Consider the following 18,856-nt stretch of genomic DNA (forward strand, 5'->3'; position numbering starts at 1 on the left):
GCCGCGCCGCGTGACAAGATCGTCGGCGACATGACCAGGACGACGACCACCACCGCCCGCGGCCCGGCGAGCCCGCGGGCGATGATGCAGGCCCTCGCCGGGCTCTCGGCCGCCCAGCACGCGCTCCTCGACGAGATCTCGCGGCACCCGCGGCCGGTGACCGTCGCCGACGTCGCGGCCGCGATGGGCCTTCACCAGAACTCGGTGCGCGACTCCCTGGCCGTGCTCGTCGACGCCCGGCTCGTCGCCCGCACCCGCCTGCCGGCGGTCGGGCGCGGGCGGCCGTCCTGGGCGTACGAGTCGGTCGCGCCGACGCAGGCCGCGGCGCTCTCCCGCGAGTTCGCCGACGTGTGCGACGCCGTGGCGGAGCACCTGGCCACCACCGACCCCGATCCCGAGGGCGCCGCGCACGACATCGGCGTGCGGTGGGGCCGCCGCATGATGGACCTGCTCGCCGCCGGCCCGCAGGCGCCCGCCGACGACCTCGTCGACGCGCACGCGGGCCGGATCCGGCTGCTCATGTCGTCGCTCGGCTACCAGGCACGGGCCGACGAGCCGACGCGGATCACGCTCCACCAGTGCCCGCTGCGCACGGAGGGCGCCGTCCCGGTGCCGCTGGTCTGCCAGATGCACCGCGGCATGCTCGACGAGATGCTCCAGACCATGTCGGGCGGCGCCGTCGTCGGCACGCTGACGCCCTTCGCCGGGGCCGACTACTGCATGATCGAGGTCGGCGCCTCGTCCTGACCCCGCGTGGCGCCGACGGTTTTTCACGGTGAGATCCGTAGTAAATTGCCCGGGTCGGAAGTGCCGGACGAGTCTCGGAGGCGGTGTCGTGCAGAGCGCAGGCGGGCTCCCACCGCTCGTCGAACCGGGGGCCCCGCTCGGCGGCGCCGAGTCCGCGCGCACGCAGCGGCAGGCACGGCTGCCGGAGCTCGGCGAGATCGGCCAGCGGCGCCTGGCCAACGCGCGCGTCCTCGTCGTCGGCGCCGGAGGCCTGGGCGCCCCGGCCCTGCTCTACCTCGCCGCGGCGGGCGTCGGCACCATCGGCATCGTAGACGACGACGTGGTCTCGGTCAGCGACCTGCACCGTCAGGTGATCCACTCGGCCGGCGCCGTCGGCGAGCCCAAGGTCGACAGCGCCGCGCGGCGCCTCGCCGGGCTGGCCCCCCTGGTCGTCGTGCGCCGGTACCCGGTGCGGCTCGACGAGACGAACGTCGCCTCGCTGCTCACCGGCTACGACCTCGTTCTCGACGGCGCGGACACCTTCGCCACGCGCTTCCTCGTCAGCGACGCCTGCGCGGTGGCCGGGCTGCCGCTCGTGTGGGCGTCGGTGCTCCGGTTCGACGCCCAGGTGTCCGTGTTCTGGTCCCACCCACCCTCGGACGTCGCGCCCGTGACGCTGCGCGACCTGTTCCCCGAGCCGCCGGCGGCGCACCTGGTCCCCTCGTGCGCCGAGGCGGGCGTCCTCGGAGCCCTGTGCGGGATCGTCGGCTCGATGATGGCGATCGAGGCGATCAAGCTGGTCGCGGGCATCGGGCGCCCGCTGCTCGGGCGGGTCGCCGTGGTCGACGCGCTGACGATGCGTGTGCGCGAGGTGCCGCTGGTCCCCGGGCCGGCCGCCCACGAGGACCCTGCCGCCGAAGCGCGGCCGTCGGGCGTACCCGCCCGTGCCGCGTGGGCGCCGGACGACGGGCCCGGCGCCCTCACCCTCGAGGCGTATCTCGACCTGACCAGGGACCCTGCCCGTCCGACCGTGCTGCTCGACGTCCGCGAGCCGTCCGAGCACGCCGTCGACGCCCTCGCCGGCGCCGTGAACGTCCCCATCTCGCACCTGGTGCAGGCCGCCCGCGGAGATCAGGTGGCCGAGCTGCTCGCCGCCGCCGGCGTGCCCGACGACGCACAGGTCGTCGCCTACTGCAGCCACGGGATCCGGGCGGCGCGGGCGGTCGGGATCCTCACGGAGGCAGGCCGGCGTGCGGGCGTGCTGTCGCCCGAGGCGGTCGCCCGGCTCTGGGCCGCGGAGCGCGTCACGCGATGAGCGCCCTCGTCCCGGTCGCCGAGCACCTCGAGCGGGTGCTGCGCGCCACCCCGCTGCTGGACGCCGAGCGGATACCGCTCGACGAGGCGAGGGGCCGCCGGCTCGCCGAGGACGTCACCGCGAGCGTCCTCGTGCCGCCGTGGGACAACTCGGCGATGGACGGCTACGCGCTGCGCCACGCGGACCTCGCCGGAGGCGGGCCGGTGACGCTGACCGTGGTGGCGGACGTCCCCGCCGGCTCGACCGCCGACCCGCGCATCGGGCCCGGCGAGGCGGTGCGGATCATGACCGGCGCCACGCTGCCCGGCGACGCCGACACCGTGGTGCGCCTCGAGGACACCGACCGCACCGACCCGCTGGCGCCGCTGCCGCCGACCGTCACGGTGCTGGTGACGCCCCGGCCGGGCATGCACGTGCGGCAGGCCGGCGAGGATCGCAAGGCCGGCGACCTCGTCGCAGCACGCGGCAGCCTCCTCACCCCGACCGTGCTGTCCGGGATCGCGTCCGGCGGCCACCGCAGCGTGCTCGTCGTGCGCCCGCCGCGGGTGGCGGTGATCACCACCGGCAGCGAGCTGGTGCCGCCGGGGACCGCCCTGCGGCGGGGCCACATCCCCGACTCCAACGGCGTGCTCGTCGCCGGGCTCGTCGAGGACGCCGGCGGCCGGGTGGTCGCCCACCGACACGTCGACGACGACCCCGCCGGGCTCGCCCGCGCGCTCGCCGAGGTCGGCGGCTGCGACGCCGTCGTCGTCACCGGCGGCGTCAGCGCCGGGGCGTTCGACCCGGTGCGCCGCGTGTTCGCGGGGTCCGACGACGTGGCGTTCACGTCGGTGGCGATGCAGCCGGGCAAGCCGCAGGCGTTCGGGCGGCTGCCGGGCGGCGCGCTCCTCTTCGGCCTGCCGGGCAACCCCGTGAGCGCCTGGGTGTCGTTCCACGTCTTCGTACGGCCGGCGCTGCTGGCGATGCAGGGCGCGCCCGCGCGGGTCGTGCGGCCGATGCCGTGGCCGCTGCCAGCGGCGGCAGGGTGGGGCACGCCGGCCGGCCGCGCGCAGTACATCCCGGTGACGCTGTCCGCCGGTCCGGACGGCTGGACGGTCCGTCCGGTCTCGTCGGGCGGGTCGGCGTCGCACCTGGTCGCGAGCCTGGCCGGAGCCGACGGGTACGCCGTGGTGCCGGCCGGCCACGGCCACGTGCAGCCGGGCGAGACCGTCCCCGTCCACGTGACGAACCACGACTGAGCCGGAGGCACCGTGCACACGTTCACCCACCTGGACTCCGAGGGCCACGCCCGGATGGTCGACGTGACACAGAAGGAGCCGACGGTCCGCTCGGCGACGGCGAGCGGGTTCGTCCACTGCTCCCCCAGCGTCGTCGCCGCGCTGCGCGAGGGCACGGTGCCGAAGGGCGACGCGCTCGCCGTGGCGCGCGTCGCCGGCATCGCCGGCGCCAAGCGGTGCCCCGAGCTGCTGCCCCTCGCCCACGTCATCACCGTGCACGCGGTCTCCGTCGACCTCGACGTCACCGACGAGGGGGTCGCGATCGAGGCCACCGTCAAGGCGCACGACCGCACCGGCGTGGAGATGGAGGCGCTGACCGCTGTGTCGGTGGCGTCGCTCGCGCTCGTCGACATGGTCAAGGGCCTCGACCGTTCGGTGTCGATCGGCTCGATCCTCCTGCAGGAGAAGACCGGCGGCCGGTCCGGGACCTGGCGGCGGGACGAGGCGGCGCGGTGACCGACCGCAGCGGCATCGAGGCCGTCGTGCTGACCGGCGGCCTGGCGCAGCGGCTCGACGGCGCCGTCAAGGGCGAGATCGACATCGGCTGCGGCCCGATCCTCACCGGCGAGCTCGACGCGGTGCGGCGCGCCGGCATCGGCCGCGCGGTCGTCGTCGGCCCGGGGCCGATCCACGCGCCGGACGGCCTCGACGTCGTCGTCACCCGGGAGGACCCGCCGTTCGGCGGGCCGACCGCCGCCGTGGCCGCCGCGCTGCCGTTCGTCCGCTCGGACTGGGTGCTCGTCCTGGCGTGCGACCTGCCGGGCTCGGCCACGCTCGTCGACCTGCTCGCCCGCGCCTGGGACGAGCTCGCCGACGAGCCCCGGCCGCCCGACGAGGGCGCGATCGTCGTCGACCGGGCCGGCCGCCCCCAGTGGCTCGCCGGGATCTACTCGCGCGCCGCGGTGGAGCGCGAGCTGGACCGTGCCAGCGCCGTGGCCGACGCCGACCGCCCGGGGCGGGGCGCCCCCATCGGCCGCGTGCTGGGCGGGCTCGACCTGCGACGGGTGGCGGACCCGGACGACGCCTCGCACGATGTCGACACGCCCGAGGACCTTGCCTGGTGGCGCGACCGCCATCCCCGCCAGCGCCCGCACGAGGAGGAGCCGCACCATGACGAGTGAACCGACCGCGGTCCCCGAGCCGCTGCAGGCGTGGCTCGCCGAGCTGGCCCCGCTGCTCGGGCTGCACGACGAGATCGACGTGCCGACTGTGCTCGACGTGGCGCGTGACGCCGCGCACGGCATCGCGCGCCCGGCCGCGCCCCTCACCACGTTCGTGCTCGGGCTCGCGGTGGGACGGAGCACCGCCGGCGGCGCCAATGTCGGCCCCGAGCTGGCCCGGCTCGCGGCCATCGTCCAGGCGCGGGCGCTGCGCGACGTAGGACAGGCATGAGCACCGTCACGGTGCGGCTGTTCGCCGCCATCGCCGAGGCCGTGGGGCGCGACGAGGTCTCGCTGCCGGCGGCGACCGTCGGGGACGTCGTCGACGCGCTGGTGCTGGCAGGCGGCCCCGACACGCCGCGGGTCCTGGGCCTGTGCTCCGTGCTGGTGGACGGCCGCCGGGCGGACTCGGTCGACGTCGGCGTGCCCGCCGGGGCGACGGTCGACGTCCTCCCGCCCTTCGCGGGCGGCTGACGGCGGACCACAGCGGCCCCTTCTTCGTCGGGCGCCCTCCGAGGCGGCCCGCGGACGCCCTGATCGGCTCGCGGCAAGCGCGCGGGCTCAGCCGCCGATCGCGTTCATGCCGCGCGCCGGCTGCAGGAACCCGGGGTCGTTGATGCCGTGCCCCGGCAGCTTGGCCTCGACCGATCGCCGCAGCATGGCGTCGATGGCCTCGTCGTTCCCGCCGCCCCGCAGCACGGCGGCCAGGTCGAGCTCGTCCTTCGCGAACAGGCAGTTGCGCAGCTGACCGTCGGCGGTGAGTCGCAGCCGGTCACACCCGGCGCAGAACGGCGCGGTGACCGCGGCGATGACGCCGACGGTGGCCGGGCCGCCGTCGAGCAGGAACCGCTCGGCGGGCGCGTGCCCACGGCCCGGCACGGGCGTCAGCACCCAGCGCCGGGACAGCGCGTCGAGGATCTCCTCGCGCGTCACCATCCGGGCGCGGTCCCAGGTGTGTCCCGCGTCGAGGGGCATCTGCTCGATGAACCGCATCTGCGCGCCGATGCCGGTGGCGAACTCCACGAGGTCGACGAGCTCGTCGTCGTTCACCCCGCGCATCGCCACCGCGTTGAGCTTGAGCGGGCGCAGCGGGCTGTGCGCGGCCTCGTCGATGCCGCGCAGCACGTCGTCGAGCCGGTCGCGGCGGGTCAGGGCCGCGAACCGCTCGGGGCGCAGCGTGTCGAGGCTGATGTTGAGCCGGTCGAGCCCGGCGTCGACCAGGTCGTTGAGCAGCGCGTCCAGCCGGATACCGTTCGTCGTCATCGCCACCTCGACGGGCTCGCCGGCGGGGCCGCGCAGGCCGGCCAGCCGCCGCACGACGTCGACGACGTCGCCGCGGACGAGGGGCTCGCCGCCGGTGACGCGGAAGGTCGTCATGCCAGCCGCGGCGCACACCGCGGCGATGCGCTCGATCTCCGCCGCGGTGAGGATGCTCGGCGTCGGGATCCAGTCCATCCCCTGCGCCGGCATGCAGTACGTGCAGCGCAGGGAGCACCGGTCCGTCAGGGACACCCGCAGGTCGGTGTGGACGCGGCCGAAGCGGTCGACGAGCGGCGGTGCCGGGGCCGGGCCGACGCGGGCGGTGGAGGCCTGGGTGATCGTCACGTCAGGCCCCGATCCAGCGCGTGGCGCCGTCGGCCTCGAGCTGACGCTTCCACACGGGTAGCGAGGCCTTGATCTCCTCCACGAGCCCGAGGGAGACCGTGTAGGCCTCCCTCCGGTGCGCGGTGGCGACGCACGCGAGCAGCGCGATCTCGCCGACCGTGAGGCTGCCGACCCGGTGGCTCACCGCCACGAGCGCGCCGGCGGCCTCCGCACGGTCCGCCATCTCGCCGAGCAGCCGCTGCGCGTCCGGGTGCGCCGAGTACTCCACCGCGACCACCTCGCCCACGGCCTCCGGATCGTGGTCGCGCACGCGGCCGACGAACGTGACGACCGCGCCGCACGTGGCGTCGTCGACCGCGGCCAGGTGCTCCGCCAGGTCCAGCGGGGCGTCGGTGACCCGGGCCAGCCGCGCCATCAGTGGTCCCCGCCGCGGAGCTGGTCGACGACGTGCGGCACGAGCGGCAGCAGCACCTCGAGCGCCTCGCGGACCGCCGCCGGCGAGCCCGGCAGGTTGACGACGAGGGTGTCGCCGAAGCAGCCGGCCACCCCCCGGGAGAGGGCGGCCGTCGGCGTCGTGCGCCGGCCGTTCGCCCGGATCGCCTCGGCGATGCCCGGCAGCTCCATCTCGATCACCTCCCGCGTCGCCTCGGGCGTGCGGTCCCGCGGCCCGACGCCCGTCCCGCCGAGGGTCAGGATGACATCCGCCCCCGCGGCGATCGCGTCCCGCAGCGCGTCGCGCACCGGCACGACCCCGTCGGGGACCACGGTCGACGACCGCACCACGAGGCCGGCGGCCCGCACGGCGTCGGCGGCCGCGGGCCCGGACTCGTCGACCCGCTCGCCGGCGGCGCACCGGTCCGAGACGGTGACGACGACCACCCGGGCCGCCCCGCCGTGCGCGTGGCTCATGGGGTCACCTCCAGCACGCCGTGCGCCCCCTTCTCCGCCAGGCTCATGGCGTGGTCCACGAAGGCGTAGTGCCCAGCTTCCTTGGGCACGAGCTCGACGAACCCGCCCTGCGCCGCCAGCAGCGGCAGCACCTGCGCGCCCGCCGCCCCCGACGCCGCGCCCGAGGCGGCCACGCCGTCCCGGACAGAGTACGAGCCCTCCGACCACACCGTGTCGAACTGCGCCCCGACCACGTGGAAGGACAGCGCGAGGTTGGGCCCGGCGTCGAGCACCCAGAACCGCACGCGCTGGCCCACCGTCGCGGTCAGGTGGTGCGCGTCGTACTGGAAGGCGCGGCCGTTGAAGGTCACCACGTCGGGCACCATCGCGGCGATCTTCGCGGGGTCCGCCGGCTGCCCGTCCGCGCCGAGGTACTCCTCGGACTGCACGACGACGTACTGACGCTCCACCGGCTCGAGGTCCGCCGGCTCGATGACGACGGCGCCGAACATCCCGTTGGCGATGTGGTTGCTCATCGGCATCGTCGAGCAGTGGTACATCCAGATGCCCGCGCGCGACGCGGTGAACGTGTAGTCCAGGCTCTGGCCGGGCTCGATGGTGCGCATGGGCTGGTCGGGCGCCAGCTCGCCGGCGTGGAAGTCGATGGAGTGGCCCATGGTGCCGTCGTTGACGAGCGTGACGTGGAACGTGTCCCCGATGCGCCCGTGCAGGATCGGCCCCGGCGACGTGCCGTTGTACGTCCACACCTGGCGCGTCAGGGCGCCGGTCACGGGGTCCGGCGCCTCGGTGACGTGGAACGTGTAGCTGTGCTCGGTGGTCGCCTCGAGCGGCGGCAGCTCGGCCGGGTAGGCGGGCAGCACGGCGGCCTCCTGCTGCAGCTCGGCCATCGTGGGCGCGGACGACGAGCCCGGCGCGCCGCCGGCCATGCCGGGCATGCCGTCGCCGGACGACGTCGGCGTGGGCGCCGGCGCGGCGGTGGCCCCGACGGCGTGGACGTGGATCACCATCCCCATCTGCCGGTGCCCGGGCAGCGAGCACCAGCCCTCGAGGTCGCCGCCGATGACGCCGGCGTCGACCGTCGCCCGGGCGCCCGGCGCGAGCACGCCGGTCGTCGCACCGTCGGCGAGCACGAGGTCGTGCCGCTGGTCGCCGGTGTTCTCGAGCGTGATGCGCAGCCGGTCGCCGGCGGGCACGTCGATCGACGACGGCATGAAGGCCATGCCCACCACCTTCACCGTCACCTCGGTGGTGTGGCCGGTGGGCGTCACCGACGGGGTACCCGTCGTGGCCGGGGCCGGGGACCCGGCGGCCGCCAGCGCCGGGCGCACCAGGAGCCCGGTGACGGCCAGCGCGACGACGACCACCACCCCGACGACGGCCATGCCGGCGCGCGAGACCGGGCTGCCCTCCCGGCCGGGCAGGGCGCGCGGGCCGGTCGGCCGCTCGTCAGACATCGAGGTCTCCGCTCGTCGTGCGTGGTTCGGGGAGTGGTGCGGGCGGCGCACCGGCCAGGGTTCGTCGCGCCCGGGCCTGGCGCGCGCCCGCGAGAGCGAACGCGACGACGTCGACCGCGTAGCACGCGACGACGAGCGCCCACCAGAGGGTCCCGAGCCCCGGGCCGCCGCCCACGGAGACAGCGACAAGGAGGAGCGCCGCGTTGCGGAGCGCGACGCGCAGGGTCCAGCCGGTCTCCAGCACCCGCATGCCCTCGCGTGCCGCCTCCGGCCCGCCGCCGACGACGACCGGCATGAGGTACGTCATCGCGCCGATGAACACCTGCGCGAGCCCGCCCGCGCCGAGCACGGCCAGCCAGGGCAGGTCGTGGTCGCGCAGCGCCGTCGCGTCGGGCGCCGTGAACGCGCCGACCGCGACCGCGACGAGCCCCACGACCACCCAGCCGAGTCCGGCGCTCGTGGTCCAGGTCGCGTAGCTGCGGGGCGCCTTGACCCGCGCCTCGCGCACCAGCGGCACGACGATGCCGACCGCCGCCGCGCCCGCGAAGACCAGGAGCCCGAGGCCGATGCCCGGCATCCACCCCGCGCAGGCGGCCGTGGCGGCCGCGACGATCCCGCCGGCCAGCCACGGCAGCGCGCCGACCGCGGCGTCGACCGCGGCCGGGTCCATGCGGGTGCGCAGCATCGTCGGGCCGAGGGTGACGAGCGTGCCGGCCATGGACAGGCCGATCCAGCCACCGACGTTGACGAGCGCGTGGGCGAGCGTGAGGTCGTCGCGCGCCGCGAGCAGCCAGGCCGGGGCGCCGTGGGCGAACATCGCCACCGTGACGAACCCGGCGAGCACGCAGCCGACGACGAGGAACGCCGCCGCGGTGACGTAGTACCGGATGACCACGGCGAACCGCGAGGCCAGCCGCGTGCGCGCGGCCTGCACCAGCGCGAGCCCGTGCCAGGCGATGACCGCCCCGACCGCCCCCGCGGCCACGACCGTGCCCCACGCGCTCGCCGTCCACATCGCCGCGACGAGCCCGACGAGCGCGACGTTGAACGCCACGCTCCGCGCCCGCGCCCCGCTGCCGGAGCGACGGTCACCGGCCGGCAGGTGGAGCAGGGCCCGCGCGAAGTACCACGACCACTGGAGGATCGCGTTGCTCAGCACGCCGAGCGTGACGACGTGGATCATCGTCCACAGCGGCTGCGGCAGGGCGTTGCGCGCCGCGAGGCCGACGGCCATGACGACCAGCGCGGCGACCATCCAGGCCGACGTCATCTGGTCCGTGCGGGCGCGGCGCGGCGCGGCGGCACCGGGGCCGGCGAGGGTCATCGGATCGGCTCGCGCTCGTCGTCCGCCCGGGCGTCGGCCGCCGGATCCTCCGCGGCGGGGTGGTCATCCGCCCGCTCGTCGTCCGGCCGGCGGACCACCCGGGCCCGGCCGGCCCCGCGCACGACGAGCGTCACCGTGGACGCCAGGAACGCCAGCAGCGCCACGACGCTCAGGGTCCCGCCGAGCTGCCAGCCACCGACGGCCGCCCTCGCCCCCGAGACGACCCGCACCAGGAGCCCGACGTGCAGCAGCCCCCACACGGCCCACATCACGGGGTGGTACGGCAGCGGGCGCCGCGCGAGGGCGGGCACGATGACCGGCGCGTGCGCCAGGATCATCGACATCACGAAGCCGATGGTCAGGCTGTGGACGACGATGTCGTACCGGTAGCCGTCGAGTGCCGGGCCGCCGACGACCCAGACGAGCGCCGACACCAGTGCCCAGCCGTACCCGGCGAGCATGCAGGCGGCCATGAAGCGCGTCAGCCCGCGGGCTCGCACGGTGCGCCAGGCGATGTCGTGCACGCCGACGTCCACCATGAGCACGCCGAGCGCCAGCCCGAGCAGCGGGTACCCCCATGCCGGGCTGAGCGCGGTCGCGGCCAGGGCAAGCACCGTCAGGGACGACTCGGCGAGGATGCGCCGCTCCACGGCCGGCGACATGAAGGCGACCCGGGCCAGCTCGAGCCGCTCCCCGACGATGGTCAGCACGAGCAGCCCGGCCCACCAGGGCACGATCCCGGCCACCTCGAGGCCGCGCGCCCACAGCGCCGCGCCGAACAGCCCGGCCAGCGCGCCCAGCAGCTGCACGAGCACGGCGTACGACTGCTGGCGCCGCCACACCGCGAGGTAGATCGCGACGAACACGGCCATCGCGGCGACCCACGCACCGCCGGGCAGCGCGCGGCCGGCCGGGAGGACCCCCGCCGCCTGGAGGATCACCAGCACCGCGCCGAGCCCGCCGGCGGCCGGCGCGGCATACGCCCAGGCCGCTCGTCGGGCGCCCGCCTGCAGCGCGACCGCCCTCTCCAGCGCGATCGCGGTGCCGAGAAAGCCGTAGACCATGAGCACGCCGTGCTGGTCGGCGAGCGACTCGGAGTGAACGGGTGCCGCCACCCCGACCCGCAGCAGCGCGGCGTCGAGCCCGGACACGGCCGCCGCGAGCGCCATGACGAGCACCACGAGCCGCCCCCGCGGGACACGGGTGCCGGCGGTGGTGCGGGTCGCGGTCGGGGCGACCGAGGGGCGGCTCACCGTGGTCTCCGTTCGGTCGTCGTCGGGTCGTGGCGAATATAGCGGATAGTGATACGTTCAATCCATGAGCGAGCTCGAGGACGCCGGCCGCCACGCCGCGCTCGCGTCCCCTGTCCGCCAGCGGGTGCTGGACGTGCTCGGCGACGCCGCCGACGCGCAGACCGCCCAGCAGCTGGCCGGCGTCCTCGAGCTGCACGTGTCCACCGTGCGGTTCCACCTCGAGCAGCTCGAGGAGGCCGGGCTCGTCGTGCGCGAGACGCGTCACGCGGCGCGCCGCGGGCGCCCGAGCGTGGTGTTCCGCGCCCTCGGGCTGGACGCCGGCCGCGCGCGGGACCGCATGATCGAGGCGCTGGCCGACGCGGTGGCGTCCCCCGACCGCGACTCCGCACCGCTCGTCGCGGGGCGCCGCTGGGCCGAGCAGCTCCCGGCCCCGACCGGGACGGCGGGCGAGGCGATCGCCGCGACGTTCGCGCGGCTGGGGTTCGCCCCCGAGCTCGCCGGCGACACGGTCCGGCTGCACGCGTGCCCGTTCCGGGAGGCGGCGAGGCGGCATCCGGACGTCGTCTGCCGGGTCCACCTCGGGCTCGCGCAAGGGTTGGCGCGCCGCGCGGCCCCCGCTGACGATGTCCTGGTAGGGCTGCAGCCCTTCGTCGAGCAGGAGCTCTGCCTGCTGACCCTCCGAGCACCGGAGCCGGGCCATGACGACTGACCACGCGACCTGGGACCCCCGGTCGACCGCCGTGCTGGAGAACCAGGTCGCGGCGTACGACGAGCTGCGGGCGCGCTGCCCGGTGGCGCACGACGAGTCGGGAGCGTGGACGCTGTTCCGCCACGCCGACGTGCTCCGGGTCGCGCTGGACCACGAGACGTTCTCCAGCGACGTCTCCCGCCACCTGCAGGTGCCCAACGGCATGGACCCGCCGGCCCACACCGCCTACCGGGCGATCGTCGACCGCTACTACACGCCGGACGTCGTCGGCGCCTTCGAGGACGCCTGCCGCGCCATCGCGGCCACGCTCGTCGCCGAGCTGCCGCGCGACACGCGCGCCGCCGTCATGACCGACCTGGCGGAGCCGTTCGCGCTGCGCGTGCAGTCGGCGTACCTCGGCTGGCCGGAGCGCCTCGAGGAGCCGCTGCGGGCGTGGACGGCGCGCAACCGCGCGGCGACGCTGGCGCGCGACCCCGTCGCCGCGGCCGCGGTGGCCGACGAGTTCGACGGCTACATCACCGGGCTGCTCGGCGAGCGCCGCGCGCTCAGCGGCGACGCCCCCGACGACCTGACCACCCGGCTGATGCGCGAGCGCGTCGACGGCCGGCCGCTGACCGACGACGAGCTCGTCTCAATCCTGCGCAACTGGACCGTCGGGGAGCTCGGCACCATCGCGGCGTCCGTCGGGATCGTCGTGCACCTGCTGGCCACCCGGCCCGACGTGCAGGAGATGCTGCGGCGGTACCCCGTGACGATCACCGAGGCCACCGACGAGATGCTGCGGATGGAGCCGCCGTTCATCGCCAGCCGCCGTGTCGTCGCGCGGCCCACCACGCTCGCCGGACGCCGGTTCGAGCGCGGCGACCGGCTGACCGCGCTGTGGGCGTCGGCCGACCGCGACGAGGACGTCTTCGGCGACCCGGACGAGTTCCGCCTCGGCCGCCCCGGGCCCGACAACCTGGTCTACGGCGCCGGCATCCACGTGTGCCCGGGCGCGCCGCTGGCCCGGCTGGAGCTGCGCGTGCTCGTCGAGGAGCTGCTGGCCGCGACGTCACGGATCGAGCCGTGGCCCGGCGAGCCCCCGACCCGCGCGGCCTACCCCGCCGGCGGGTTCACCGACCTGTCGGTGCGGCTCACGGCCGCCCCGGCACCCACGCCGGGCACCGCCCCGGCACCAGCCCACCGAGGAGCAACGCATGACTGAGCCCATCCAGATCCGCGACGACTCGGCCGCCCCGGCCGGGCACGCGTGCGGCTGCCACGAGCACGACGAGGACACGCCCGTCCTCGACGTGCGCGCGATCCCCCACGCCGTGCGGCACGCCGCGATCTTCGGTGCCTTCGAGGCGATCGCGCCGGGCGGCTCGATCGTCCTCATCGCCCCGCACGCGCCGGTGCCGATGCTGACCCAGCTCTCGCAGCGGGCGCCCATCGAGGTCCAGTACCTGGTCGAGGGCCCGACCGAGTGGCACGTCAAGGTCACGCGCGCCGTCGCGTGAACCTTCCCTGACGGCGGTGCCGGGGCCAACCTGGAGGGTCCCGGCACCGCTCCCTTCCTCCTCCTCGTGAGGTAGCCATGAGCGAACCGACGTTCCGCATCAAGCGCGTGTACGACCACCCGGCGCCCGAGGACGGGTTCCGCGTCCTCGTCGACCGCCTCTGGCCGCGCGGCCTCACCAAGGAGCGCGCCGCGGCCGACCTGTGGCTCAAGGACGCCGCCCCGAGCACCGCGCTGCGGGTCGAGTGGCACCACGACCCGGGCCGGTTCGGCGAGTTCGCCGACCGGTACCGCACCGAGCTCGAATCCGAGCCCGCCGTCGCCGAGCTGCTCGACCTCGCGCGCACCCACGGCGTCGTCACCCTCCTGTTCTCCGCGCACGACCCCGAGCTCAACCAGGCGGCCGTGCTGCGCGACTACCTCCGCGAGGCACTGGCGACCGGTCGCGGCCGCGGGTAGCGCCCGTCGCACGACGAAGGACACCCGATGGACGACGCCGCTAGGCGTCGGAGTGCGGCAGGGCTCGCACCGTGAGCTCGTCGATGCCCTCGAAGTCGTCCGGGTTGCACGTGTACAGCGGCATCTCATGGGCGATCGCAGTCGCCGCGATGAGCGCGTCGAGAGCCCGTGCACCGGCCTTGCGACCCCTCCGTCGGAGGGCGGCCGACACTCCCCCGAACGCGCGCGCCGCGGCCGCGTCGAACGGGATGGCGTCGAAGCTCGCCTCGACCAGCTGGAGGTGTTGCAGTCGCCGCGCGCGCTCTTCCTCGGTCGCCACGACCAACGGACCGACGGACAGCTCGGCGAGCGTCACGGTGCTGATCGCCGGCTCGTCGGGCAGCAGCGCCGGATCGAGCCGCCCGACGAGGATCACGGCGTTCGTGTCGAGCAGGCCGCGGGCGTCCGGGCTCACAGCCGCTGGTCCAGGGTCTCGTCGATGTCCCGCCGAAGCCGGTCGGGATCCACCCGCGGGGCCTGGCGGAACCGGGCGACGAGCTCGGCCGCCGACAGCCCACGCCGTCGGAGCGGCCGCAGCTCGGCGACCTCCACCCCGTCACGGGTGACGACGAACGAGTCGCCGCGCTCCACCGCCGCGAGCACCTCACCGCCGCGATTGCGCAGGTCACGAACTGTCACGGTTCGCATGCTACGAACGTATCACCGGTGAGACATCCGTGCCCTGGGGGACAGCTAGCCGTAGAACGCGCGCTCGACGACCTGGCGGGCCCGCCGCGCGGTGCGCAGGTAGCGCTCCTCCAGCTCGGCCGACGAGCCGGCGGGCAGGCCCATCACCCGGGCGACGCCGGCCAGGGCGGCGCGGTCGTGCGGCAGCACGTCGGCGTGCGGACCGTCGGCCCGGCCGGTCCACAGCACGTTGGCGTCGCGGAGGCGGGAGGCCAGCTCCCACGCCTCGCGCAGCACCGCGGCGTCGTCGGCGTCGAGCAGGCCGGCCTCGGTCGCGGCGACGAGCGCGTCCAGGGTGCTCGTCGTGCGCAGCGCCTCGACGGCGCCCGCGTGCTGCAGCTGGAGCAGCTGCGCCGTCCACTCGACGTCCGAGATGCCGCCGCGCCCGAGCTTGAGGTGCCGGGCGGGGTCCGTGCCGCGCGGCAGCCGCTCGGCCTCCACGCGGGCCTTGATGCGCCGCACCTCCCGCACGTCGGCGGCCGCCAGGCCGCCGGCCGGGTACCGCACCGGGTCGACGAGCGCGACGAACCGGTCGCCGAGCTCGTCGTCGCCCGCGACCGGCCGGGCGCGCAGCAGCGCCTGCGCCTCCCAGACCGAGCGCCAGCGCCCGTAGTACTCCGCGTACGAGTCGAGCGAGCGCACCAGCGGGCCGTTGCGGCCCTCGGGCCGCAGGTCGGCGTCGACGGCCAGGGCCGGCTCCGGGCCGACCGACCCGAGCAGGGACCGCAGCAGCGTCGCCGCACTCATCGCGTACTCGTGCGCGAGGCCCGGGTCGTGGCCCGGCAGGGGCTGGTAGACGAACAGGACGTCCGCGTCCGAGGAGAACCCGACCTCGGCCCCGCCGAGCCGGCCCATCGCCACGACGAGCACCTGCGCCGGGTCGTCGGCCAGCCCGTGGTCGGCACGCGCCTCCCACCGCGCCACCCGCAGCGCGCCCGCCAGCACCTGCTCCGCGGCGACGGTGAGGGACTGCGACGCCCGGATCCCGGTGGTGACGCCGAGCACGTCGGCCGTCGCCGTGCGGGCCAGCTCCCGCCGCCGCAGGGCGCGCAGCGTGGTGACGGCGGCGACCGGCTCGTCGGCCCGCGTCAGGACGGCGTCCACCTCGGCGGCCAGCCGCTGCGCGCCGCGCGGCTCCAGCTCCTCGTCGTCGTCGAGCCACGTGACGGACTCCGGCGACCGGGTGAGCGCGTCGGCGACGTAGCGCGACGTGGAGAGCACGCGCGCCAGCCGCTCGGCCGCCGTGCCGGAGTCCCGCAGCAGCTTGAGGTACCAGTGGGTGCTGCCCAGCTCCTCGGACAGCCGCCGGAACGCCAGCAGCCCGCCGTCGGGGTCGGGTCCGTCGGCGAACCAGCCGAGCATCACCGGCAGCAGCTGGCGCTGGATGGCCGCCCGCCGCGACAGCCCCTCGGTGAGCGCCGCGATGTGCCGGGTGGCGCCCGCCGGGTCGCGGTAGCCGATCGCCGCCAGGCGCTGGCGCGCCGCCTCGGGGGCGAGCGACACGTCGGCCTCCGAGAGGCGGGCGGTGGCCGGCAGCAGCGGACGGTAGAACAGCTCCTCGTGCAGCCGGCGCACGTCCCGGCGCACCGCCCGCCAGCGCTCGACGAGCCCTTCCGGCCCCTCGGCACGCATCCCGACCGAGCGCGCCAGCCGTCGCAGGTCCGCCTCCGCCGTCGGCATGAGGTGGCTGCGCTGCATGCGCCACATCTGGATCCGGTGCTCGAGCAGGCGCAGGAACCGGTAGCAGGTGGACAGCTGCGCGGCGTGGTCGCGGCCCACGTAGCCGCCGGCCGCCAGCGCCGCCAGCGCGGTGAGCGTCGACCCCGAACGGATGGACTCGTCGGCGCGGCCGTGCACCAGCTGGAGCAGCTGCACGGTGAACTCCACGTCGCGCAGGCCGCCGACGCCGAGCTTGATCTGCCGGTCCGCCTGATCCAGCGGCACGTGCTGCTCGACGCGCCGGCGCATCGCCTGGGCGTCCTCGACGAAGTTCTCCCGCCCGACGGCGGCCCACACGAAGGGCTGCGCCATCTCGACGTAGGCGCGCCCCAGCGCGGCGTCCCCCGCCAGCGGCCGCGCCTTGAGCAGCGCCTGGAACTCCCACGTGCGGGCCCAGCGCTCGTAGTAGGCGCGGTGGCTCTCCAGGGTCCGCACGAGCGGCCCGTCCTTGCCCTCCGGCCGCAGCGCCGCGTCGACGGGCCACAGCGCGGGCTCGCCGGACGGGGTCGAGCAGGCCCTGGCCAGGCCGGTGGCCAGACGAGCGCCCACGGCCAGCGCGTCCGCCTCGCTCGTGCCCTCGGCCGGCTCGACGACGTAGACGACGTCGACGTCGGACACGTAGTTGAGCTCGCGCCCGCCGCCCTTGCCCATGCCGATGACGGCGAGCCGGACGCCGGCGCCGCCGTCCGGCTGCTCGGCCCGCGCCAGCGCCAGCCCGGCCTCGAGCGCGGCCCCCGCCAGGTCGGCCAGCGCGGCGGCGACGCCCGGCATCCGGCTCAACGGATCCGGGGCGACCAGGTCGGTCGCGGCGACCCGCAGCAGCCGCGCGCGGTAGGCGCGGCGCATCGCGTCGATCCCCGCCGCCCCCGTCACGGTGGCGACCGGCGTCACCGCGTGCGGGTCGGCACCCACGGCGCGCAGCAGCTCCGCCCGGACCTCACGGACGTCGACCCCGGTGCCCGGCGTCTCGTCGAGCACCACCCGCAGCGTCTCGGGGTGCGCGACGAGCGTCTGGCCGAGCGCGATCGAGGCGCCGGCCACCCGCAGCAGCCGGTCCCGGGCGGGGCCCTCGTCGGCCAGCGCGCCGGCCAGCAGCCCGACGAGCTCGTCGTGCCCGCGCACCGCGGCCGCGAGCTTCGTCAGGGTGAGCAGCGCCTCGTCGGGGTCCGCGATGTCCGCGAGGGCGCCGACGAGCTCGTCGGGCCCGTCCGGGAGCACCGCGCCCAGGTCGGCGTCGGCCAGCAGGCGCTCGGCGCGGTCGACGTCGGCCACGCCGGCGCGGGACAGCCGCCCCGCCAGCGTCGCGCCCCGGCCCGCCATCAGACCAGCGGGAGGAACCGCTGCAGCTCGAAGGGCGTCACCTGCGAGCGGTACTCACGCCACTCCTGGCTCTTGTTCTTCAGGAAGTAGTCGAACACGTGCTCGCCGAGCGCCTCGGCGACCAGCTCCGACTTCTCCATCGCCTCGAGCGCGGACTCCAGCGACGTCGGCAGCGGCTCGATGCCCAGCGCGCGGCGCTCGGCGTCGGTGAGCTCCCAGACGTCGTCGTCGGCGCCCTCCGGCAGCTCGTACCCGTGCTCGATGCCCGACAGGCCGGCCGCCAGCAGGACCGCGAAGGCCAGGTAGGGGTTGGCGGCCGAGTCCAGCGCGCGGTACTCGACCCGGCTGGAGTTGCCCTTGCCGGGCTTGTACATCGGCACGCGCACGAGGGCCGACCGGTTGTTGTGACCCCAGCAGACATAGCTCGGCGCCTCCGCGCCGCCCCACAGCCGCTTGTACGAGTTGACGAACTGGTTGGTGACGGCGGTGATCTCCGGCGCGTGGTGCAGCAGGCCCGCGATGAACTGGCGTCCCACCTTGGACAGCTCCAGGTCGGCGCCCGGCTCGTGGAACGCGTTCTTGTCGCCCTGGAACAGGGACAGGTGGGTGTGCATGCCGGACCCGGGCCGGTCCGACAGCGGCTTGGGCATGAACGACGCGAAGACGCCCTGCTCGAGGGCTACCTCCTTGACCACCGTGCGGAACGTCATGATGTTGTCCGCGGTGGTCAGGGCGTCGGCGTAGCGCAGGTCGATCTCGTTCTGGCCCGGGCCCGCCTCGTGGTGGGAGAACTCCACGGAGATGCCCATCGACTCGAGCATCGTGATGGCGGCGCGCCGGAAATCGTGCGCCGTGCCGCGCGGCACGTGGTCGAAGTAGCCGCCCTGGTCGACGGGCACGAGCTCCTTCGTCGGGTCGGCCGGCGCCTCGAACAGGTAGAACTCCACCTCGGGGTGCGTGTAGAAGGTGAACCCCTGGTCGCTGGCCTTGTCCAGCGCGCGCTTGAGCACCTGGCGGCTGTCCGCGAGCGACGGCTCGCCGTCGGGCGTCAGCAGGTCGCAGAACATGCGCGCGGTGCCGTGCCGCTCGCCGCGCCACGGCAGCACCTGGAACGTGGACGGGTCGGGGCGGGCGATCATGTCGGCCTCGTAGACCCGGGTGAGGCCCTCGATGGACGAGCCGTCGAACCCGATGCCCTCGGCGAAGGCCTGCTCTAGCTCGGCCGGGGCGACGGCGACCGACTTGAGGATCCCGAGCACGTCGGTGAACCACAGGCGGACGAACCGGATGTCCCGTTCCTCGACGGTGCGGAGCACGAACTCCTGCTGCCTGTCCATGGCGTACATCCTGCCGGATCGGCGGCCATGGGAGGACCCCGCGCCGCGCGTGGCTAGGCTCGATC

21 protein-coding genes are annotated in these 18,856 nt (G+C 75.7%); 11 read left to right on the forward strand and 10 right to left on the reverse strand.

The genetic code is table 11. The annotated features are described in order from the left end of the window. Positions 1-30 precede the first annotated feature (30 nt). From BGO37_RS15350 to BGO37_RS15380, 7 genes are all read left to right on the forward strand, one after another. Positions 31-747, forward strand: a complete 717-nt coding sequence (locus tag BGO37_RS15350) for a MarR family transcriptional regulator (RefSeq protein WP_291756284.1) — start codon at positions 31-33, stop codon at positions 745-747. Positions 748-835: 88 nt separating this feature from the next. Beyond that, on the forward strand, positions 836-2,041 hold the full coding sequence (locus tag BGO37_RS15355) for a ThiF family adenylyltransferase (RefSeq protein WP_291756286.1): 1,206 nt from the start codon (positions 836-838) through the stop codon (positions 2,039-2,041). Next, on the forward strand, positions 2,038-3,279 hold the full coding sequence (gene glp, locus BGO37_RS15360) for a gephyrin-like molybdotransferase Glp (protein ID WP_291756289.1): 1,242 nt from the start codon (positions 2,038-2,040) through the stop codon (positions 3,277-3,279). Before BGO37_RS15355 ends, glp begins: the two co-directional genes overlap by 4 nt. 12 nt (positions 3,280-3,291) lie before the next feature. Next, positions 3,292-3,774 (forward strand): cyclic pyranopterin monophosphate synthase MoaC, encoded by a 483-nt coding sequence (gene moaC / locus BGO37_RS15365; RefSeq protein WP_291756292.1) that lies wholly within the window; start codon positions 3,292-3,294, stop codon positions 3,772-3,774. Further along, on the forward strand, positions 3,771-4,439 hold the full coding sequence (locus BGO37_RS15370) for an NTP transferase domain-containing protein (protein ID WP_291756294.1): 669 nt from the start codon (positions 3,771-3,773) through the stop codon (positions 4,437-4,439). Before moaC ends, BGO37_RS15370 begins: the two co-directional genes overlap by 4 nt. Then, entirely contained in the window at positions 4,429-4,710 is a 282-nt protein-coding gene (locus BGO37_RS15375; RefSeq protein ID WP_291756297.1) for a DUF6457 domain-containing protein, read from the forward strand. The genes BGO37_RS15370 and BGO37_RS15375 overlap by 11 nt, the downstream gene beginning before the upstream one ends. Beyond that, the gene (locus BGO37_RS15380; RefSeq protein WP_291756298.1) at positions 4,707-4,952 is read left to right on the forward strand and encodes a MoaD/ThiS family protein; all 246 of its coding nucleotides are present in this window, start codon (positions 4,707-4,709) and stop codon (positions 4,950-4,952) included. Before BGO37_RS15375 ends, BGO37_RS15380 begins: the two co-directional genes overlap by 4 nt. An 87-nt stretch (positions 4,953-5,039) precedes the next feature. Here the strand turns inward: BGO37_RS15380 and moaA are convergent, their stop codons facing one another. The 6 genes from moaA to BGO37_RS15410 are packed head-to-tail and all read right to left on the reverse strand — an operon-like array spanning position 5,040 to position 11,023. Further along, positions 5,040-6,083 carry a GTP 3',8-cyclase MoaA gene (gene moaA / locus BGO37_RS15385; protein ID WP_291756301.1) on the reverse strand — a complete coding sequence of 348 codons (1,044 nt, stop codon included), beginning with the start codon at positions 6,081-6,083 and terminating at the stop codon, positions 5,040-5,042. 1 nt (position 6,084) lies between these two features. After that, positions 6,085-6,498: a molybdenum cofactor biosynthesis protein MoaE gene (locus tag BGO37_RS15390; RefSeq protein WP_291756304.1), complete on the reverse strand. Its 414-nt coding sequence runs from the start codon at positions 6,496-6,498 to the stop codon at positions 6,085-6,087. Then, positions 6,498-6,992, reverse strand: coding sequence for a MogA/MoaB family molybdenum cofactor biosynthesis protein (locus tag BGO37_RS15395; protein WP_291756305.1), 495 nt, complete (start codon positions 6,990-6,992; stop codon positions 6,498-6,500). Before BGO37_RS15395 ends, BGO37_RS15390 begins: the two co-directional genes overlap by 1 nt. Beyond that, positions 6,989-8,446, reverse strand: a complete 1,458-nt coding sequence (locus BGO37_RS15400) for a multicopper oxidase domain-containing protein (RefSeq protein WP_291756307.1) — start codon at positions 8,444-8,446, stop codon at positions 6,989-6,991. Before BGO37_RS15400 ends, BGO37_RS15395 begins: the two co-directional genes overlap by 4 nt. Beyond that, positions 8,439-9,770 (reverse strand): hypothetical protein, encoded by a 1,332-nt coding sequence (locus BGO37_RS15405; RefSeq protein ID WP_291756308.1) that lies wholly within the window; start codon positions 9,768-9,770, stop codon positions 8,439-8,441. The genes BGO37_RS15400 and BGO37_RS15405 overlap by 8 nt, the downstream gene beginning before the upstream one ends. Continuing rightward, positions 9,767-11,023: a hypothetical protein gene (locus tag BGO37_RS15410; protein ID WP_291756310.1), complete on the reverse strand. Its 1,257-nt coding sequence runs from the start codon at positions 11,021-11,023 to the stop codon at positions 9,767-9,769. The genes BGO37_RS15405 and BGO37_RS15410 overlap by 4 nt, the downstream gene beginning before the upstream one ends. Before the next feature lie 64 nt (positions 11,024-11,087). Between BGO37_RS15410 and BGO37_RS15415 the strand changes: the two genes are divergently transcribed. The 4 genes from BGO37_RS15415 (at position 11,088) to BGO37_RS15430 (ending at position 13,689) form a co-directional block, all read left to right on the forward strand. Further along, positions 11,088-11,732 (forward strand): helix-turn-helix domain-containing protein, encoded by a 645-nt coding sequence (locus tag BGO37_RS15415; protein ID WP_291756312.1) that lies wholly within the window; start codon positions 11,088-11,090, stop codon positions 11,730-11,732. Next, a complete protein-coding gene (locus tag BGO37_RS15420; RefSeq protein ID WP_291756315.1) occupies positions 11,722-12,936 on the forward strand; it encodes a cytochrome P450 in 1,215 nt (404 codons plus the stop codon). The genes BGO37_RS15415 and BGO37_RS15420 overlap by 11 nt, the downstream gene beginning before the upstream one ends. Next, entirely contained in the window at positions 12,929-13,231 is a 303-nt protein-coding gene (locus BGO37_RS15425; RefSeq protein WP_291756316.1) for a DUF2249 domain-containing protein, read from the forward strand. Before BGO37_RS15420 ends, BGO37_RS15425 begins: the two co-directional genes overlap by 8 nt. Positions 13,232-13,308: 77 nt before the next feature. Beyond that, the gene (locus BGO37_RS15430) at positions 13,309-13,689 is read left to right on the forward strand and encodes a DUF488 domain-containing protein (RefSeq protein WP_291756318.1); all 381 of its coding nucleotides are present in this window, start codon (positions 13,309-13,311) and stop codon (positions 13,687-13,689) included. Positions 13,690-13,729: 40 nt separating this feature from the next. On the opposite strand, the gene BGO37_RS15435 is transcribed toward BGO37_RS15430, so the two are convergent. The 4 genes from BGO37_RS15435 to glnA are packed head-to-tail and all read right to left on the reverse strand — an operon-like array spanning position 13,730 to position 18,791. Beyond that, positions 13,730-14,143, reverse strand: coding sequence for a type II toxin-antitoxin system VapC family toxin (locus BGO37_RS15435; RefSeq protein WP_291756321.1), 414 nt, complete (start codon positions 14,141-14,143; stop codon positions 13,730-13,732). Continuing rightward, positions 14,140-14,367, reverse strand: a complete 228-nt coding sequence (locus BGO37_RS15440; protein ID WP_291756324.1) for a type II toxin-antitoxin system Phd/YefM family antitoxin — start codon at positions 14,365-14,367, stop codon at positions 14,140-14,142. Before BGO37_RS15440 ends, BGO37_RS15435 begins: the two co-directional genes overlap by 4 nt. 54 nt (positions 14,368-14,421) lie before the next feature. Further along, on the reverse strand, positions 14,422-17,454 hold the full coding sequence (locus BGO37_RS15445) for a bifunctional [glutamine synthetase] adenylyltransferase/[glutamine synthetase]-adenylyl-L-tyrosine phosphorylase (RefSeq protein WP_291756326.1): 3,033 nt from the start codon (positions 17,452-17,454) through the stop codon (positions 14,422-14,424). Next, positions 17,454-18,791 carry a type I glutamate--ammonia ligase gene (gene glnA / locus BGO37_RS15450; protein WP_291756327.1) on the reverse strand — a complete coding sequence of 446 codons (1,338 nt, stop codon included), beginning with the start codon at positions 18,789-18,791 and terminating at the stop codon, positions 17,454-17,456. The genes BGO37_RS15445 and glnA overlap by 1 nt, the downstream gene beginning before the upstream one ends. Positions 18,792-18,856 lie beyond the last annotated feature (65 nt).

The organism is Cellulomonas sp. 73-92 (genome assembly GCF_001898175.1).
GTDB lineage: Bacteria > Actinomycetota > Actinomycetes > Actinomycetales > Cellulomonadaceae > Cellulomonas.

Coding starts and splice junctions, on each gene's coding strand:
- BGO37_RS15350 (WP_291756284.1), top strand. CDS start 31: ATGACCAGGACGACGACCACCACCGCCCGCGGCCCGGCGAGCCCGCGG.
- glp (WP_291756289.1), top strand. CDS start 2,038: ATGAGCGCCCTCGTCCCGGTCGCCGAGCACCTCGAGCGGGTGCTGCGC.
- BGO37_RS15375 (WP_291756297.1), top strand. CDS start 4,429: ATGACGAGTGAACCGACCGCGGTCCCCGAGCCGCTGCAGGCGTGGCTC.
- BGO37_RS15380 (WP_291756298.1), top strand. CDS start 4,707: ATGAGCACCGTCACGGTGCGGCTGTTCGCCGCCATCGCCGAGGCCGTG.
- BGO37_RS15390 (WP_291756304.1), bottom strand. CDS start 6,498: ATGGCGCGGCTGGCCCGGGTCACCGACGCCCCGCTGGACCTGGCGGAG.
- BGO37_RS15395 (WP_291756305.1), bottom strand. CDS start 6,992: ATGAGCCACGCGCACGGCGGGGCGGCCCGGGTGGTCGTCGTCACCGTC.
- BGO37_RS15400 (WP_291756307.1), bottom strand. CDS start 8,446: ATGTCTGACGAGCGGCCGACCGGCCCGCGCGCCCTGCCCGGCCGGGAG.
- BGO37_RS15405 (WP_291756308.1), bottom strand. CDS start 9,770: ATGACCCTCGCCGGCCCCGGTGCCGCCGCGCCGCGCCGCGCCCGCACG.
- BGO37_RS15415 (WP_291756312.1), top strand. CDS start 11,088: ATGAGCGAGCTCGAGGACGCCGGCCGCCACGCCGCGCTCGCGTCCCCT.
- BGO37_RS15420 (WP_291756315.1), top strand. CDS start 11,722: ATGACGACTGACCACGCGACCTGGGACCCCCGGTCGACCGCCGTGCTG.
- BGO37_RS15425 (WP_291756316.1), top strand. CDS start 12,929: ATGACTGAGCCCATCCAGATCCGCGACGACTCGGCCGCCCCGGCCGGG.
- BGO37_RS15430 (WP_291756318.1), top strand. CDS start 13,309: ATGAGCGAACCGACGTTCCGCATCAAGCGCGTGTACGACCACCCGGCG.
- BGO37_RS15445 (WP_291756326.1), bottom strand. CDS start 17,454: ATGGCGGGCCGGGGCGCGACGCTGGCGGGGCGGCTGTCCCGCGCCGGC.
- glnA (WP_291756327.1), bottom strand. CDS start 18,791: ATGGACAGGCAGCAGGAGTTCGTGCTCCGCACCGTCGAGGAACGGGAC.